The organism is Alicyclobacillus fastidiosus (assembly GCF_026651875.1).
In the GTDB taxonomy this organism is placed as follows: Bacteria; Bacillota; Bacilli; order Alicyclobacillales; family Alicyclobacillaceae; genus Alicyclobacillus; species Alicyclobacillus fastidiosus.
Genome location: NZ_CP104067.1, coordinates 3837700 through 3854829, shown reverse-complemented (window position 1 = coordinate 3854829; position 17130 = coordinate 3837700). Strand labels below are relative to the sequence as shown.

The 17130-nt window shown below is 58.8% G+C and carries 12 protein-coding genes; 10 read left to right on the top strand and 2 right to left on the bottom strand.

Annotated features, from left to right (window positions below):
* The first annotated feature begins 14 nt into the window (after positions 1–14).
* Genes pyrB through pyrE form a run of 6 tightly spaced genes read left to right on the top strand, consistent with a single transcriptional unit; the run spans position 15 to position 7967 of the window.
* Positions 15–935 (top strand): aspartate carbamoyltransferase, encoded by a 921-nt coding sequence (pyrB, locus tag NZD89_RS19030; protein WP_268004312.1) that lies wholly within the window; start codon positions 15–17, stop codon positions 933–935.
* The gene (locus tag NZD89_RS19025) at positions 932–2224 is read left to right on the top strand and encodes a dihydroorotase (protein ID WP_268004311.1); all 1293 of its coding nucleotides are present in this window, start codon (positions 932–934) and stop codon (positions 2222–2224) included. Before pyrB ends, NZD89_RS19025 begins: the two co-directional genes overlap by 4 nt.
* Positions 2221–3342, top strand: coding sequence for a glutamine-hydrolyzing carbamoyl-phosphate synthase small subunit (gene carA / locus NZD89_RS19020; protein WP_268004310.1), 1122 nt, complete (start codon positions 2221–2223; stop codon positions 3340–3342). Before NZD89_RS19025 ends, carA begins: the two co-directional genes overlap by 4 nt.
* Positions 3321–6575, top strand: a complete 3255-nt coding sequence (carB, locus tag NZD89_RS19015; protein WP_268004309.1) for a carbamoyl-phosphate synthase large subunit — start codon at positions 3321–3323, stop codon at positions 6573–6575. The genes carA and carB overlap by 22 nt, the downstream gene beginning before the upstream one ends.
* Positions 6572–7339 carry an orotidine-5'-phosphate decarboxylase gene (pyrF, locus tag NZD89_RS19010; RefSeq protein ID WP_268004308.1) on the top strand — a complete coding sequence of 256 codons (768 nt, stop codon included), beginning with the start codon at positions 6572–6574 and terminating at the stop codon, positions 7337–7339. The genes carB and pyrF overlap by 4 nt, the downstream gene beginning before the upstream one ends.
* Positions 7320–7967 (top strand): orotate phosphoribosyltransferase, encoded by a 648-nt coding sequence (gene pyrE / locus NZD89_RS19005; RefSeq protein ID WP_268004307.1) that lies wholly within the window; start codon positions 7320–7322, stop codon positions 7965–7967. Before pyrF ends, pyrE begins: the two co-directional genes overlap by 20 nt.
* Before the next feature lie 99 nt (positions 7968–8066).
* Here the strand turns inward: pyrE and NZD89_RS19000 are convergent, their stop codons facing one another.
* Positions 8067–9314 carry a Glu/Leu/Phe/Val family dehydrogenase gene (locus NZD89_RS19000; protein ID WP_268008545.1) on the bottom strand — a complete coding sequence of 416 codons (1248 nt, stop codon included), beginning with the start codon at positions 9312–9314 and terminating at the stop codon, positions 8067–8069.
* Positions 9315–9493: 179 nt separating this feature from the next.
* Between NZD89_RS19000 and NZD89_RS18995 the strand changes: the two genes are divergently transcribed.
* A complete protein-coding gene (locus tag NZD89_RS18995) occupies positions 9494–10960 on the top strand; it encodes a DUF2254 family protein (RefSeq protein WP_268004305.1) in 1467 nt (488 codons plus the stop codon).
* Here NZD89_RS18995 and NZD89_RS18990 read toward each other — a convergent pair.
* A complete protein-coding gene (locus NZD89_RS18990) occupies positions 10940–12748 on the bottom strand; it encodes an Rqc2 family fibronectin-binding protein (protein ID WP_268004304.1) in 1809 nt (602 codons plus the stop codon). The genes NZD89_RS18995 and NZD89_RS18990 overlap by 21 nt on opposite strands.
* A 209-nt stretch (positions 12749–12957) precedes the next feature.
* Between NZD89_RS18990 and NZD89_RS18985 the strand changes: the two genes are divergently transcribed.
* The 3 genes from NZD89_RS18985 (at position 12958) to rpoZ (ending at position 17121) form a co-directional block, all read left to right on the top strand.
* Entirely contained in the window at positions 12958–15666 is a 2709-nt protein-coding gene (locus NZD89_RS18985; RefSeq protein WP_268004303.1) for a calcium-translocating P-type ATPase, SERCA-type, read from the top strand.
* A 250-nt stretch (positions 15667–15916) separates the two neighbouring features.
* Positions 15917–16792, top strand: a complete 876-nt coding sequence (locus NZD89_RS18980) for a YicC/YloC family endoribonuclease (protein WP_268004302.1) — start codon at positions 15917–15919, stop codon at positions 16790–16792.
* A 119-nt stretch (positions 16793–16911) separates the two neighbouring features.
* Positions 16912–17121, top strand: coding sequence for a DNA-directed RNA polymerase subunit omega (gene rpoZ / locus NZD89_RS18975; RefSeq protein WP_268004301.1), 210 nt, complete (start codon positions 16912–16914; stop codon positions 17119–17121).
* Positions 17122–17130 lie beyond the last annotated feature (9 nt).

Sequence of the window (17130 nt, the reverse complement as noted above, 5' to 3'; positions counted from 1 at the left end):
GCAGGAGTGGTTTCGTGTTTCACGTATCGACAGTACAGCAATTTGACCTCGAAAAGACGACGCACTTGATCAAGCACGCAGAGTATCTGCGAACGGCCAAACGCGCGGACATCCTTCATCGCCTGTCAGGTTCGTTGGTGGCGACGCTGTTCTACGAACCAAGCACGCGTACGCGACTCTCGTTCGAAGCGGCAGTCTACCGCCTGGGCGGTCAGGTCATCAGCGCAGAGAACGCCCGCGAGAACTCATCGTCGAAAAAGGGCGAATCGTTGGCCGACGTGTTCCGAATCGTGGGTGCGTATGTCGATGCCATCGTCATTCGTCACCACAGCGCAGAGGAACTCGAAGAGGCCATCGCCTACGCCCCGGTTCCCGTGGTCAACGCCGGTGCCGGCAGCGGTGAACATCCGACGCAGGCGCTGCTCGACGTCTACACCATTTGGCGCGAAATCGGGCGCTTGGAAAACCTATCTGTAGCCGTACTCGGCGATTTGAAATATGGACGAACCGTCCATTCCTTGCTTCGCATGCTCGCTATGATGCCGAACATCTCGCTGAAGTTGTACTACCCGCAAAGTCTCAGTCTACCGCCGGACATCGCGGCTGAAATGGAGCGCGCGGGCGTTCGCGTGGAACAAGCAGAGAGCGTCGAACAGGCGCTTTGTGGCGCAGACGTCGTATACCAGACGCGAATCCAAGCGGAGCGCTTTGAGTCGGTAGACGAGGCATGCGCGGCGAGCGACTATGCGATTCAAGCCAAGCACTTGTCCATTCTTCCGAACCACGCCCGAATTTTGCACCCGTTGCCGCGAGTCGGGGAAATCGACCCAGCCATCGATCCGGATGCGCGTGCGGCGTATTTTCGCCAGGCGGAGAACGGCTTGTATCTGCGAATGGCACTCATCGACCAACTGTTGAAGGGGGAATTGTCGTGAAGGTACGACTGGAAGGCGGGCGCCTGCTCGACCCGAGAAGCGGTGAACTGTTTGAGGCGAACGTCGCCTACGACGATGTCACCGGGCTGATTGTGGCGGTGGGGAACGACCTCGGCGAGGCGGATGAAGTGGTGACTCTGAATGGTGAACTGGTACTACCAGGCTTCGTCGATCTCCACGTTCACCTGAGAGACCCCGGTTTTACCGCCAAGGAGACGCTGGCGACAGGCCTTCAAGCGGCCGCGGCCGGCGGGTTCACGCAAGTGGCCTGCATGCCGAACACGAATCCTCCGACCGACCAGCCAGCGATTGTACGGGATATCATTGCGCGGGGGCGAGACGCGAAAAAGGCGGATGTCCACCCAATCGCCTGTATCACCGTCGGCCAGGCCGGGAATGAGTTGACCGATTTTGAAGCGCTGAAAGCCGCTGGAGCGGTGGCCCTTTCGGACGACGGCAAGGGGGTTCAGCACGGTGCGCGAATGCTCGAAGCGATGGAGCGCGCGAAGGCCGCCCTTCTGCCGGTGGTCATTCACTCAGAGGATGAGACGCTCTCCCTGGACGGTGTCATTCACCCCGACGCCGCAAAGCGCATCGGTGTGAAGGGGCTGTTGCCGGAATCCGAGGCCGCGATGATCGCCCGCGACATTCTCTTGGCAGAGCGCACGGGTGCCCATCTGCACGTGTGCCACGTGAGTACGGAACAGTCCGTGGCCCTGATTCGCTGGGCGAAGGCACGCGGCGTTCGCATCACTGCGGAGGTCACACCGCACCACCTGCTCTTGACCGAGTCCATCATTACGCATGACGACGCCGTCTTTAAAGTGAACCCGCCGCTTCAGGGCGAACGGGATAGGCACGCGTGTCTGGAGGGCTTTCTCGACGGCACGCTCGACATCATCGCGACCGATCATGCGCCGCACACGCGGGAGGAAAAGTCGCGAGGCATTGCGAAAGCGCCGTTCGGCATGGTCGGCATCGAGACCGTCTTTCCACTGCTCTACACATACTTGGTGGCCCCAGGTGTGGTTCCACTCAATCGACTGGTGGATGCGATGACGCGAAGGCCGACCGAACTGTTTGGGTTGCCTGGCGGGATCATTCGCCCGGGTGCACCCGCAGACCTCGCCATCGTCAGGACTGACGAGGAGCGGCGCATCGACCCAGAACTGTTCTACTCGAAGGGCCGAAATACGCCGTTTGCAAACTGGCACGCTGCGGGCTGGACGGTTCGCACCATCCTCCGCGGCAGACAAATCTTTGAACAGGGTGAGGAGCGATACGAATGAACAACACGCATAGACCCATCGCGCGTCTCATTCTCGAAAGCGGGCTCGTGTTCCAAGGCGTGGGATTTGGTGCCACGGGCCAGCGGTTTGGCGAAGTCGTGTTCAATACGGGAATGACAGGGTATCAGGAAATTCTTACGGACCCGTCGTACTACGGTCAGATTGTCACCATGACGTACCCGCTCATCGGAAACTACGGCATCAACGTCGACGACGTGGAATCTCGACATCCGCACGTGCGGGGCTTTGTCGTCCGCGAGTTTTGTGAATTTCCGTCGCACTTCAAACAGACGGAATCGCTTGAGGATTACCTCAAGGAGCACAACGTGATCGGCATCTCGCAGGTGGATACGCGGCAACTGACGAAAGCCATCCGCTCCGAAGGGGCCATGCGGGCGGTCATCACGACGAGCGACACGCCGACGCAGGAATTGCTTCGTAGGATGCATGAGGGCAGCATCGTCGACGCCGTCAAATCGGTCACCACACAGACGGTGTACCGCAGTCCTGGCGCAGGATTTCGCGTCGTCCTCATCGACTACGGCATGAAGTCAGGCATTTTGCGCGGATTGCTCCGGCGCGGGTGCGACGTCATCGTCGTGCCGGCGACATCGACGGCCAAAGAAATTCTGTCGTGGCATCCACACGGCGTGATGTTGAGCAATGGCCCTGGCAACCCGGAAGACGTTCCGTTCGCGGTCGAAACACTGCGAGGCCTGCTTGGTCAAGTGCCCATTTTCGGAATCTGTCTGGGTCATCAGTTGCTCGCGCTGGCTTGTGGGGCCCGGACGAAGAAGATGAAGTTTGGCCATCGTGGCTCGAACCACCCTGTGAAGAACTTGCTCACAGGCCGCGTCGACATCACCGCGCAAAATCACGGTTACATGGTCGATGCCGATTCGCTCCAAGGCACTCCCTTGGCGCTCACACATGTGAATTTGAACGATGGAACGGTGGAGGGTCTCGCACATAAGACCTTGCCTGCCTTCTGTGTCCAGTACCACCCGGAAGCGAGACCCGGACCGACAGACGCCAACGGTTTGTTTGACGACTTTGTCGAGATGATGAAATCTGTGCAAGAGGGGAGTTTCGTACCGTGCCAAAACGCAAAGATCTGAAGAAAATCATGGTCATCGGCAGCGGCCCAATCATCATTGGTCAGGCCGCTGAGTTCGACTACGCCGGTACACAAGCTTGCCAGGCACTGAAAGAGGAGGGGTACGAGGTCGTCCTCGTCAACTCCAATCCAGCGACGATTATGACCGACCAGGACATCGCCGACCGCGTGTACATCGAACCTATTCGCCTGGAATTCGTTTCGCAAATCATTCGCAAAGAGCGTCCAGATGGGCTGTTGCCGACCTTGGGCGGGCAGACGGGGCTCAACATGGCAGTGGAACTCGCGAAAAGCGGAATCCTCGAAGAAGAGGGCGTCGAATTGCTCGGGACGCCGCTGTCCGCCATTGAGAAGGCGGAGGATCGGGATTTGTTCCGCAACTTGATGCGCGAGTTGAACCAGCCGGTGCCGCCAAGTGCAATTGTCCACACCGAGGAAGAGGCAAACGAGTTCGCCGAGCGCATCGGATTTCCAATCATCATCCGACCGGCTTACACGCTGGGCGGTACGGGTGGCGGCATTGCGAAAAGCTGGAATGAGTACGCGGAAATCGTGGAACGAGGGCTGACGCTCTCGCCGATTCACCAGGTGCTCGTCGAACAAAGCATTGCCGGTTACAAGGAAGTGGAGTACGAGGTCATGCGCGACGGCAATGGCACTGCGATTGTCGTCTGCAATATGGAAAATCTCGATCCCGTCGGCATCCACACGGGCGACAGTATCGTCGTCGCGCCGAGTCAGACGTTGTCCGATGCGGATTACCAGATGCTGCGCGACGCCAGCCTGACCATCATCGGCGCGCTCGGCATCGAGGGCGGCTGTAACGTTCAGTTCGCACTCGACCCACACAGTTCGAACTACTACGTCATCGAAGTGAATCCGCGCGTCAGCCGCTCTAGTGCCCTCGCGTCGAAGGCCACTGGTTATCCAATCGCGCGCATCGCCAGCAAAATTGCGGTTGGCTACGGTCTGGACGAATTGCGCAACCCTGTCACGCAGGAGGCGTACGCGGCGTTCGAACCTGCACTCGACTACGTGGTCACGAAGATTCCACGTTGGCCGTTTGATAAATTCCGCAGCGCGCAACGCCAACTCGGCACGCAGATGAAGGCGACGGGCGAAGTGATGGCGATTGGCCGCAGCTTCCCCGAGTCCTTGATGAAGGCGATTCGGTCCCTGGAAATTGGAGCGCAGTCGCTGTGGATCAAGCAGGCGCAACACTGGTCCGACACCGAGCTCGAGCGCAAGGTGGAAGTCGCCGAAGATGACCGCCTGTTCGCGGTGGCTGAGGCGCTTCGCCGCGGCTGGACGACTGCGCACATCCATCAGCTCAGCCGCATTGACAATTGGTTCCTCTGGCACCTGGAGCGCCTGATCGCCATGGAACGCAAGCTGACTGAGCTCGGAAAGACCCGCGTTCCCACCCCGAACTTGTTGGAAGACAACGCATCGCTTCTGACCGAGGCCAAACAGAACGGTTTCCCGGACGTGGAACTCGCGCGCCTCTTGGGGACCGACGCGCAGACTATCTGCGCGTGGCGCAAGGAGCGGGGACTGGTGCCGGTCTACAAGATGGTCGACACCTGTGCTGGCGAGTTTGCTGCCACGACGCCGTACTACTACAGCACGTTTGAGCGCGAGGACGAAGTCATCGAATCGACGCGCAAAAAGGTCGTCGTGCTCGGCTCAGGGCCAATTCGGATAGGTCAGGGCATCGAGTTCGACTACTGTACCGTACACGCGGTCTGGGCACTGCGGCGTCAAGGGTACGAGGCGATTATTATCAACAACAACCCAGAGACGGTGTCGACTGACTTCAGCACGTCGGATCGACTGTACTTTGAACCACTGCACGTCGAGGACGTTTTGAACGTCATCGAACGCGAGCGACCGGAGGGCGTCATCGTTCAATTCGGCGGCCAGACGGCGATTAATCTAGCCGCGCCTCTGGCGGAGGCCGGAGTGCGGATCTTCGGAACGTCGCGCGAGGATATCGACCGGGCGGAGGATCGCGAAAAGTTCGACGCGCTTCTGACCGAGCTCGACATCTCCCGACCGCAAGGCGAGACGGTGACCACTGTGGAGGAGGCTGTGCAGGCCGCCGAAGGTCTTGGCTATCCGGTGTTGGTACGCCCCTCGTACGTCCTTGGCGGGCGCGCGATGCAGATCATCTCGAACACGGCCGAACTCTTGCAGTACATGGACGAAGCCGTTGAAGTTTCGGCGCAACACCCGGTTCTCATCGATCGGTATGTGCAGGGCGTCGAGGTCGAGGTCGACGCCATCAGCGACGGCGAAACCGTGCTTATCCCGGGCATTATGGAGCACGTGGAGCGAGCAGGCGTGCACTCAGGCGACTCCATCGCCGTCTATCCGCCGCAGCATCTCTGCGAGTCGGTGAAGTCGGTCATCGAGGAGTACACCTTGCGTCTCGCCCGCGGCCTGAAGGTCCGAGGCTTAGTCAACATACAGTTCATCGTCCACGACGACGTGGTCGAGGTCATCGAGGTCAACCCGCGTTCTTCCCGCACGGTTCCGTTCTTGTCGAAGGTGACCGACGTAAAGATGGTCGATCTCGCCATGCACGCCGTCTGCGGTGGCTCGCTTCGCGAACTCGGACTGGAGAGCGGGCGCGTAGAAGAGGCCGATACGGTCGCCGTCAAGGTACCGGTGTTCTCCTTTGCGAAGTTGCATCGCGTCGATATCAGCCTGGGCCCAGAAATGAAATCGACCGGTGAAGTGATGGGGCGGGACAGCCAGTATGAAAAGGCCTTGTACAAGGGCATGCTCGCGGCGGGCACCGTCGTCCCGGCGCACGGCACGGTCCTGGCCACCATCGCCGACAAGGACAAAGAGGAGGCGTATCCGCTGCTCGCCGAGTTTGCCCGGCTCGGTTACCGACTCACCGCGACGGAAGGGACCGCCAAATTCCTGCGCGAGCGCGGACTCGAGGTGCGCGTGGTCAACAAGCTGGCGCAAGGTACGCCAAACTTGGCCGACGATATTCGCCAAGGGTGCATTCAGTTGGCCATCAACACGCTCACGAAAGGACTCAAACCGGAGCGCGACGGATTCCGAATTCGCCGCACCGCAGTGGAACACGGCGTCCCATGTCTCACATCGCTCGACACGGTCAAATCGCTGCTCGACATCCTCAAGCTGATTCACTTCCAGACGATGGCGCTCGGCGATTCGTCCAAGGTTGAACTCCACGAGAGTGGGTGGCGGGCGTGACGGTAGAAGCCGCCCTCCTGGAGTCGAAATACGACGCGGCGCGCAAGGCGACGTACCTTGCGCTCGACGTCGACCAGCCCGCGCGCGCACTGGAACTCGTCGAGTCGTTTGCGCCGGTCATCGATGGCTTTAAGGTGGGACTCGAGTTGTTTCACCGCGCGGGAATGGCCTTCGTCGACCAACTGCTCGCGCGCAACCTTCGCGTCTTTCTCGACATGAAGCTGCACGACATTCCCAACACGGTGAGTGGGGCATTGCGCGCCATCTGTGATTCGCCGATCGAAATGGTCAACGTCCACGCGCAGGGCGGCCGCAAGATGCTGGAAAAGGCTCGCGAGGCGGTTTCTGCGAGTGCATACCAGCCGTTGCTCATCGGGGTCACCGTCCTCACCAGTCTGTCGAGTAGGGACATTCGCGAACTGGGCGTCGTCGGAGAACCGCAAGACGCAGTTCTGCGCCTCGCAAAACTCTGTCAAGAAGCCGACCTCGACGGCGTCGTCTGCTCCGCAGAGGAACTCAACATGCTGCAGACGGTCGTTCCGTCGACGTTTGAACGCGTCGTGCCTGGCACGCGGCTTGCCACAGACGACGCCCACGACCAACAGCGTACCCAGGCGCCTGGTCAAGCGATGGCGGCGGGCGCGACCCGGCTGGTGCTGGGACGAGCTGTGCGCGACGCGGCGGATCCGATGTTGGCGTTACAGCGTTATTGGGATGAGATGATTGAGGGAGTGGATAGACGCCATGGAACTGCTTCGCGATAGTTATATTCAGGACATCGAGACGCTTGCACTCGGCCTACTTCAGATTGGTGCCGTTGAGTTGCGCCCCACTCAGCCATTCACGTGGTCCAGTGGATGGAAGTCCCCGATTTATTGCGATAACCGATTGATTCTCGGATACCCAATTTTGCGGGGCCAGGTCGCCGCTGCATTCGAACAGATTGTCCGCACGGATTTCCCAGGTGTCGAAGTGGTGGTCGGCACCGCGACTGCGGGCATTCCACACGCCGCGATTTTAGCGGATCGGCTGAACCTGCGAAACGCCTATGTCCGGTCGCAGGCGAAGGCGCACGGCCAGGGCAAACAGATTGAGGGCTTTGTCCGCCCGGGGATGAAAGCAGTCGTCGTCGAAGACACGCTGTCCACCGGGAAGTCCGCCTACGAGGCGGTCGCCACCCTGCAAGCTGCCGGTGTCGAAGTAATGGCGGTATTCACCATCCTGTCCTACGACTTCGACGTCGCGCGCGGGCGAATGGAAGAGAGTGGTGTGCCTGCGTACCGTCTGGTCCCGTACCGTGCGCTCGTGCGCGTCGCGCGTGAACGCGGCGTCGTCACGGACACCGATGTGGAACTCTTGATGCGTTGGCGCGAATCGCCCTCCACCTTTTAATGCACAGCCTGCACATCGAGCAGCAGTTAGAGATCACAAAAATGGGCATCCCGCCACGGCGGATGCCCATTTTGTCGATTTTTTGTGAAGCGGCGCTCTTTACACCCAACCGCGCCAGCGCATCGCTTCCGCGAACGGGCGAATGCCCACCATGTACGCGGCAAGGCGCGGCGTGACTTCGTATCTATCCGCGGTCTGCAAGATGTTGTGGACCGACTTGACCATCATCTGTTCGAGGCGATGGTTGACTTCATCTTCCGTCCAGTAGAAGCCCTGGTTGTTTTGCACCCATTCGAAGTAGGAGACAGTTACCCCACCTGCGTTGGCCAGTACGTCTGGGACGACCAAGATGCCACGCTCGCTCAGAATCGTATCGGCTGCTGGCGTGGTTGGGCCGTTCGCGGCCTCGACGACGATGGACGCCTGGATATCGGCGGCGTTATCCCGGTGAATCTGGTTTTCGAGCGCTGCAGGAATCAGCACGTCACATGGGAGTTTCAGGAATTCCTCGTTCGATATGACGTTCTGATAGGCCGTAGTGACCATGCCGAACGAGTCCTTTTGGTCAATCAGCCCTTGAATGTTCAGGCCGTTTTCGTCGTAGAGCCCGCCATTTGCGTCGCTGATCCCCGTGACTTTCACGCCCCATTGTTGCAAGATGAGGGCCACGTTGCTGCCGACGTTGCCAAAGCCCTGGACGATCACGGTCAAATCCTTGACGTCTTTGCCGAGGCGCGTTGCGGCTTCGCGCATTGCGATGCAAACGCCCAGTGCCGTCGCCTGATTACGCCCTTGTGAGCCGCCGAGCACAAGCGGCTTGCCAGTGATGAAGCCAGGGGAGTCGAATTCGCGAATGTGGCTGTACTCATCGTACATCCAAGCCATGATCTGCGGGTTTGTGTAGACGTCTGGTGCGGGGATGTCCTTCGCTGGGCCGACAATTTGACTCACTGCGCGTACATATCCGCGAGCCAGTCGCTCCTGTTCACCCATCGACATGGTGCGAGGATCACAGATGATGCCACCTTTTGCTCCCCCGTAAGGCAAGTCGAAAATGCCGCACTTGAGGCTCATCCAAATGGACAGTGCCTTCACTTCGTCCAATGAGACGTTTGGATGGAATCGAATTCCGCCCTTGGTAGGGCCTATCGCATCGTTGTGCTGTGCGCGGTAACCTGTGAACACTTCTGTATGACCGTCGTCCATCTTCACTGGGATACGCACAGTCATGACGCGTACCGGTTCCGACAACAAGTCGTAAATTGTCTCTTCGTACCCTAGTCGGTGAAGTGCCTCGTGCACAGCCGCTTGCGTGTTGGTCAACACGTTGTCGCCAGGTGCGGGCATATTTGCACCAGCGACGAGCCGCTTATTGGTCTGCTGGGATGACACGGACAAACGCCCCTCTCAAGTATGTAAAGAGTTCGATGATATCGCGTAGATAGCTTGAAATATACAAATACCGTTTTATAATAAACCACTTGGGGCACGATGAAAAGTGCATATGATTGGGGAGTTGGACGCACTTGTCACCGAAAATGAGCAGTTTTCAGGCATACGCGAAACACGCACGTCAAGTGACGTCCTCGTGGGTGTTCTACCTCCTGGTGACCGGCCTCGTCATCTGTCTCGTGTTCGTCCGTCCACCGCTCGTCTTTCAGGGTGATACGGATACGGCGCGGAACTATCTGAACACCATCGTGTCGTCGTTGTCCACCATTCTCGCGTTGTGCATTTCGATTATCCTCGTAGCCATCCAGATGACAGCGAGTAACTACACGCATCGAGTCCTCGATTTTTTTGTGCGCCTGCCATACAACGCGTCCTTATTTTTGGTCTTCTTTACCACCATCATGCACAGCTTTCTCCTGATGGCGAAAATTCGGGAACCCGAACGAGATCCGCTCACACTCCCCCTACAATCGGAGATGAGTGCCGACCTCATCCTCGTGTTCATCTGCTTTCTCAGCTTGTTGCTGTACATGTACGCCGTCGTTCAACTGCTGAAGCCCGAGCGGATTATTCAGTTGATCCTGCGGGAGTACGACGGCGCCGTCCGGAGCGGCCGCTGGCGCGCGGCGATGGAGAACGTCGAACAGATCTGCGACATCGTCAAACGGGCGGCGTCCGTCAACGACTCGGTGACAGGGACGTACGGACTGACGCGCATGCAGGAAATCGCGGCGCTGTTGCCGATGCCATTTAATGAAGACGACCCCGCGCTCGTCATCCATCGCTCGTTTCTCAATCAGTGGGGCGAGATTATTGGCGTGACTGTGAAGGAGAAAGAGACGGGAATCATCTACGTCGCACTCGACGCCCTCTACGAACAAGGCTGCCTGTATCTCGAGCAAGGGGCATTCGTCCCAGCGCAGGAAGTGGTGAAGATGTACCGCCATATCGTCTTCAGCCATCTGCTTCCAGAAGGGCAGGAATACTACGCGGAGACTGTCGCGCAGCGGCTGTACCGCCTGGCCGCCACGGCGTCTTGTGGGACGTGGCGAGGAAAACAGTTTGCGGTCCGGACGTGGGAGACGATTTTGTCCTGTGGCGAGAACTGCTTCCGGCTCGGGAAAGGATACCCCAGCTTGTACGCTGGATTTTTGATGATTGAGGAGATCACCGACCTCTTCGCCAACCTGGTCGACACGCCATTGTACCACCGCGCACTTCTCAGCTACTTTTCCTTGTGGAAGGCTTTCGCCGCCGTGGCTCAGCGGAAGGACGTGGCCGCGTGGGCGATATGGTGGTCGGCTCAGGATTTCACAGAGGATTTACGGACGCGCGGCCGCGTGTTCGCCCTCGAGTTGGCGAGGCACGAAGGGCGTAAGGAGTTGGATTCGACCTTGACGCACCTCTTGCCAGCGCCGACAAACGGGCCGCAGGAGCGACCCGATGCGGACTTCAAGGCGATTTGGGTGCGCCTGTTCGACGGCATCCCGTACGCTGCCCGGGAGGGTGAGGAGTCAGGTTCAAGTCTGGGAGACGGATGACGCGGTCCGACTGAGAATGGGTTCTAACAACGTCCGATCCGGCGTGACATACACCGTCGTCTGGTTGTCGTACAGTGCGAATCCCGGCCGAGCGCCATTCGGCTTCCAGATGTGGCGGACTTCGGTGATGTCGACGGGCACCGTCGCCGAGTCGCGGCCGCGGCTGAAGTAAGCCGCGAGCAGTGCGGCTTCATCGACGGTCGACTCGGGAATCTCTGCGGCCGTTTCGCGGCGGATGACGACGTGCGACCCAGGTTGGTCTTTGACGTGCAGCCAGAGGTCGCGGCCGTCGCTAGTTCGGAATGTCAGCCGGTCATTTTGCAGGTTGTTGCGCCCGACGCGAATCAAAAATCCGTCTGTCGACACGAATGCGTCAGGCCGGCTCTCGATGCGCTGTGGCGACTTCGCATTCTGGCGCTGGTTCTTCGATTTGCGCTTCGGGGCCTTTTCTTGGAGAAAGCCTTGGCTGATCAACTCTCTGCGGACTTGCTCCAGGTTTTCTAGGCTTGCGTCTCGAAGCGACTCTTCGACGTTTTCCAAGTATCGAATATCCATCTGCGTAACTTCCAGCTGTTCGGCCACAGCGTGGGCCGCCCGCTTTCGCTTGGTGGCTTGCTTGAAGTATCGCTGGGCGTTTTGGATGGCGTCGAGCGATGGATCGAGATCGATGGCGATGGGCTGATTGTCCTCGTAATAGTTCGGAAGCGTACAGCGCGCCTGTCCTTTTTCAATTTGATAGGCAAACGCCGTGAGGAGTTCAGCCTTCATCCGATACTGGGACTCGTCGGCGCTCTGCTCGAGCGATTGCTTTAGCTTGACGAGCTTTCCGCGCAATTTGTCCAGATGGTCGCTGACCACCCGCCGCAATTCGTCCTGCAGGTGCGAGTGGTAGAGCACTTCACCGTTGTCCGCAAATCGACGGCGAATCGCCTCGCTGATGGACGGACACAGCGCGTAATTCTGGCGATGGGTGAGCAAGAACGGTTCACACTCTGTCGCCCGGCCCATGTCATCCAGGGATACGGTGGAGGATTCTGATCCAGCCTCGACCGCCTCGACGAGTCGGCGAGCGACTTGATACACGGCCGTCGGTGCGTCGAATTGCAGGTGATGAACGGTCTCTGCAGCCGCCCGATGCAATATTTCTCGCGCAGAGGTGGGGCCGATGCCCGCGACGTGACGGAGCAGTAGGTGTTCATTTTCCTTCGCCCTCAGATCATCCGTTTGCAGCCCCGCAAAGACGCTTGCGGAAAGTTCGCGAATGTCCGACTTGTCCTGGGCCGGCGGTAACACGTAAGGCGCGCCGGGAAGCACTTCGCGCACGCGGGACATGTGTTCGGTGACGCGGACGACGGAGTCGACTATTCGCCGTTGCCCCTCGTCGTCCGTCCGACAGAGGATGATGTTGCTATTGCGGCCCATCGTCTCGCAGACGAGCACGTACGTGCGCAGATCGCCCACTTCGTCGATGGCCTCAATCGAAATCTCCAGGATTCTATCCCAGCCGCGCTGCGCAATGTTCACCACGCGTCCACCCTCGAGGTACTTGCGCACCAGCATGCAAAACATCGGGGGTTCCTTTGGGTTTTCCGGCCGTTCGTCCTGCAACAGGTGAACGCGGGCGAATTGTTTGTGGGCGGAGATGAACAACCTGGCGGCCGGACGGCCCGGCATCCGCAGTGCGAACAACAGATCTCGTTCCCCAGGCTGATAAATTTTCTCAATTTTACTTCCTGCTAGCTGCTCATGTAATTCGAGCGCCAAGCGTCGCATGGTGAGTCCGTCCATGGCTTTGTCGCTCCTTTGTATACGATCACGACCGCTGTACCGAATCGGTCTGTGCAATCGCTTTAATCTTTGTCGTCAGCATCTACCGCCAGTATATCGGGAGAGCGAAGTGTTCGGCAAATACGCCACAGCTCGTCTCTTTCCTTGGACATGAACCTCGGCAGACAAGCATAGAAATTACGAGACAAGTTCATGAAGGGGTGGCTCCAGTGGAACAGAACTGGCATGCGCTGACATCGGCCGATTGCCTATCGGCCCTTGAGAGTTCGGAGGCCGGTCTTTCCTCTACTCATGTAGAAGAACGACGGAAGGTCCATGGCCTGAACCAACTGAGCGAAGGCACCAAAGTCTCTTTGCTCACGGTATTTCTAAATCAGTTTCGCGACTTCATGATCATCGTATTACTTGCTGCCACGCTGATCTCAGGGCTGCTTGGCGAGTTTACAGATGCCATCACGATAGTTGCCATCATTTTTCTTAACGGCATCCTCGGTTTCATTCAGGAGGTTCGCGCAGAAAAGTCTCTGTCCGCGTTGAAGGAACTGACTGCCCCGATGGCACACGTGCGCCGCGACGGCGTAGTCACAGCCGTGCCCGCGAAGGAGTTGGTCCCAGGGGATGTGATCCTCCTGGAAGACGGAGACAGAGTACCGGCAGACGGTCGCATCTTGAAATCTACGGTATTCGACGTGGAAGAGTCTGCCTTGACTGGTGAATCAGTGCCGTCGAGCAAGGACGCGAGTGCGAAAATCGACGCCGACAGCAATTTGGGTGACCGCATCAACATGGTTTACATGGGGACGATGGTGACGCGGGGCAAGGCGGAGGTCGTCGTTACGGCCACCGGCATGGGGACGGAAATGGGGAAAATCGCGGACCTCATTCAACAGTCGGAGGACATGGACACGCCGTTGCAACAGCGGCTCGACCAGCTGGGCAAGATGCTCGTCTGGATCTCCATCGGCATCACGGTGCTCGTCGTCATCGCCGGCGTTCTGCACGGGCACGAGATCTATGAGATGTTTCTCGCCGGCGTCAGCTTGGCGGTCGCCGCGATTCCCGAAGGGCTGCCGGCCATCGTCACCATCGCGCTCGCGCTCGGTGTGCAGCGCATGATTCGGCGCAATGCGATTGTGCGCAAACTCCCATCTGTCGAGACGCTTGGGTGTGCGACGGTGATCTGTTCCGACAAGACGGGGACACTCACGCAAAACCGCATGACCGTACAGCGCATATTCGCCGATGGGGCGTGGTTCTCGGTGACCGGATCAGGCTACGACCCGGAAGGGGAATTCCTGTTCGGCGAACGCAAGGTCGACCCGAGCCGTCGGGCGGCGCTCAAGAGCTTGGTCGAAATCGCTGGGACGTGTAACAATTCGTCGATGATTCAAAAGGAGGTCGACGGACGCACGGATTACACCGTTCAGGGCGACCCTACGGAGGGGGCACTGCTCGTCTTGGCACGCAAGGCTGGGTTTGCTGAACCCGAGTCGGTGTACAAGCGAATTGACGAACTGCCGTTCGACTCCGACCGGAAACTGATGTCCGTCCTGGTTCAGTCTGGCCATGACGTGTTCGTATTTGTCAAAGGCGCTCCGGACGTCCTCCTAGATCGCTGTGAACGCGTCCTTCTCTCCGGGCGCGAAGAGGTGATCTCGCAGACGACCCGCAAACAGATCCTCGGCGCCAATCAGGAGATGGCCGCTCAAGCGCTTCGCAACCTCGCGTTTGGCTACCGCAGATTCAAGAGCGTGGAATCGGCCAGGCGCGCGCCCGACTGGGAAAGCGAATTGGTGTTCGTCGGGCTCTGCGGCATGATCGATCCGCCTCGCGAAAACGCCCGCCAAGCGATTGAAGTGGCGCGCGAGGCAGGCATTCGCACCGTCATGATCACCGGTGACCACCAATTGACTGCGACAGCCATCGCCGCCGAACTGACCATCCTCGCGGATAATGGCCGGGTTCTCACGGGCGCCGAGTTGAACACGATGGACGACCGCGAACTGGAAACGGCCGTGGACGACGTCTTCGTATTTGCCCGCGTGACGCCAGAGCACAAGCTTCGCATCGTTCGCGCTCTGCAAGCGCGCGAGCACGTCGTCGCGATGACGGGGGACGGAGTGAACGACGCACCCGCCATCAAACAGGCGGACATCGGGATTGCGATGGGGCTCACCGGCACCGACGTGGCCAAGGAGGCGTCCAGCCTCGTGCTGGCCGACGACAATTTCGCGACGATTGTATCGGCTGTCGAGGAAGGTCGCGGTATCTACGACAACATCAAGAAATTCATTCGCTACCTGTTGGCTTCCAACGTCGGCGAAATCGTGACGATGTTCCTCGCGATGCTGCTTGGTTTTTCCCTGCCCTTGGCACCGATTCAGATTCTCTGGGTGAACCTCGTGACCGACGGCTTGCCGGCCATCGCCCTCGGTATCGATCCGCCGGAGGACGACATCATGCATCGCCGCCCGCGCAACGTCCGCGAGGGCATCTTCGCCAAGGGGATGGGCGTGAAGATCCTCTCCCGCGGCATCCTCATCGGACTGGTGACGCTGGCTGTGTTCGTCTGGTCACTGCGTTCGTCCAGTCTGCAACACGCACAGACGATGGCCTATGCCACACTCACGATGTCACAGTTGATTCTCGTCTTCGATTGTCGGAGCCTCGAGGGCGGCATCATGAAGCGGAACATCTTCGGAAACCTGTGGCTCATCCTGGCCGTGCTGTCCTCGGTCGGATTGTTCCTATTAACCATTTACGTACCGAAGCTCGCGGTCGCGTTCCACACGGAACCGCTTAGCGCCACGGATTGGATTCTCGTTCTCATCCTGGCAGCCATCCCGACGTTCGCCCTCTCCATCCGCCGCATCGGTCGCAACGCGCTTCGCCCGAAGGCTTCGACGCAGGGCGTCTGACGGTTGACTGGATACTTCGTCTGGTCGTGAAAATCCAAAGGGATGACGGGCTGATTCGGGGCGAATGCCGCGGACCAGCCCGTCTCTTTGATCAAGGCGCCGCAACCGAGTGACACCCGGGACGAGCCAGCATACACCGAGGGCTTCCCTGAAAGCCACGCGGTGTGGCGGGATGAGGGAGGCAATGTTGTACGGTGCCCACAAACATCGTACAATGACGTCAATCACGTGGCAGCCTGGAGGCAATGCGATGTCTTTACGAAGTATGACCGGGTACGGACAAATGACTTGTGCGAACGACCAGGTTCGCGTCTCCGTAGAGATGAAAACGGTAAACCACCGGTTCGCCGAATTTCACATTCGCGTTCCGAGGGAGTGGCTGGCACTCGAGGATATCAGCCGGCAAGAGCTCGCGCGGCATGTCCGTCGCGGGCGGGTAGACGTGTTTCTGAATTTGGAGTGGATAGGGCAGACGGCGGACGTCGTCGTGAACTGGAAGCTCCTCGATGGCCTCATCGAGGCCGAACAAAACCTCCTCCGACGTTTTGGAAAGGACATCGAGGCCCATACTGTTCGTGACTGGTTGAAGTTTCCGGACGTGGTTCAGGTCGTGCCGCAGAGCACAGCGCTCGACGAGGTTCAGGATGTGGTACTTACGTGTCTGAGGGAAGCCGCCTTGAAGTTAGTGGACATGCGTACACGCGAGGGCAGTCGACTGGAAGCGAGCTTTCGGGAGAAATTGGGTCAGTTGGAGGAGCAGCTGTCACTGGTTCGCCGCCACGACAGGGAAGCGGTCGCCAACAAGCACCTGCAGTTACAGGCGAGGTTGGCACAACTGCACGTCGAGGTCGAGCCCGAGCGAATTGCTCAAGAAGTCGTGTTGCTTGTTGATCGGAGTGCGGTAGACGAGGAAATCGTCCGGTTAGCAAGCCACATCGAGGCGTTTCGGGACACGATTTCGCAATCTGGTCCAGTGGGACGGCGACTCGACTTCGTCGTTCAGGAGATGCACCGCGAGGTGAATACCATTGGGGCGAAGGCGGCTGACGCCAAAATTGCGGCTGCGGTCGTCGAAATGAAAGTCCTTGTCGAACAGTTGCGGGAACAAGTGCAAAACGTAGAATGAGATCATACAGGTTTTTCGCTTTCTTACGAGCGAAAACGTGGTACAATGATGATTCGGGAAGCACTGCACTTTTCACGTACCACGATGATTGAGAGAACGACACACTTGAGGTGAAGAATATGTTGTATCCTTCGATTGACAAGTTGATCGACCTGACGGACAGCAAATACGCGTTGGTCGTCGTAACGGCAAAACGCGCGCGCAAATTGCAGAAGGAGAACATGAATCAGGTCGGCTCGTCGACTACTCGCAACGTCAGCCGGGCGCTGTGGGAGATTTACAACGGAGACGTCACGACCACCAATAAAGTCAAGCAAGAAGAGGCGTAAGCCTACATA

Bases quoted from the DNA above. Each gene is read 5' to 3' on its own strand.
- pyrE (WP_268004307.1), top strand. From the start codon at position 7,320: ATGGAACTGCTTCGCGATAGTTATATTCAGGACATCGAGACGCTTGCA.
- NZD89_RS18990 (WP_268004304.1), bottom strand. From the start codon at position 12,748: ATGGACGGACTCACCATGCGACGCTTGGCGCTCGAATTACATGAGCAG.
- NZD89_RS19000 (WP_268008545.1), bottom strand. From the start codon at position 9,314: ATGCCCGCACCTGGCGACAACGTGTTGACCAACACGCAAGCGGCTGTG.
- rpoZ (WP_268004301.1), top strand. From the start codon at position 16,912: ATGTTGTATCCTTCGATTGACAAGTTGATCGACCTGACGGACAGCAAA.
- carA (WP_268004310.1), top strand. From the start codon at position 2,221: ATGAACAACACGCATAGACCCATCGCGCGTCTCATTCTCGAAAGCGGG.
- NZD89_RS18980 (WP_268004302.1), top strand. From the start codon at position 15,917: ATGTCTTTACGAAGTATGACCGGGTACGGACAAATGACTTGTGCGAAC.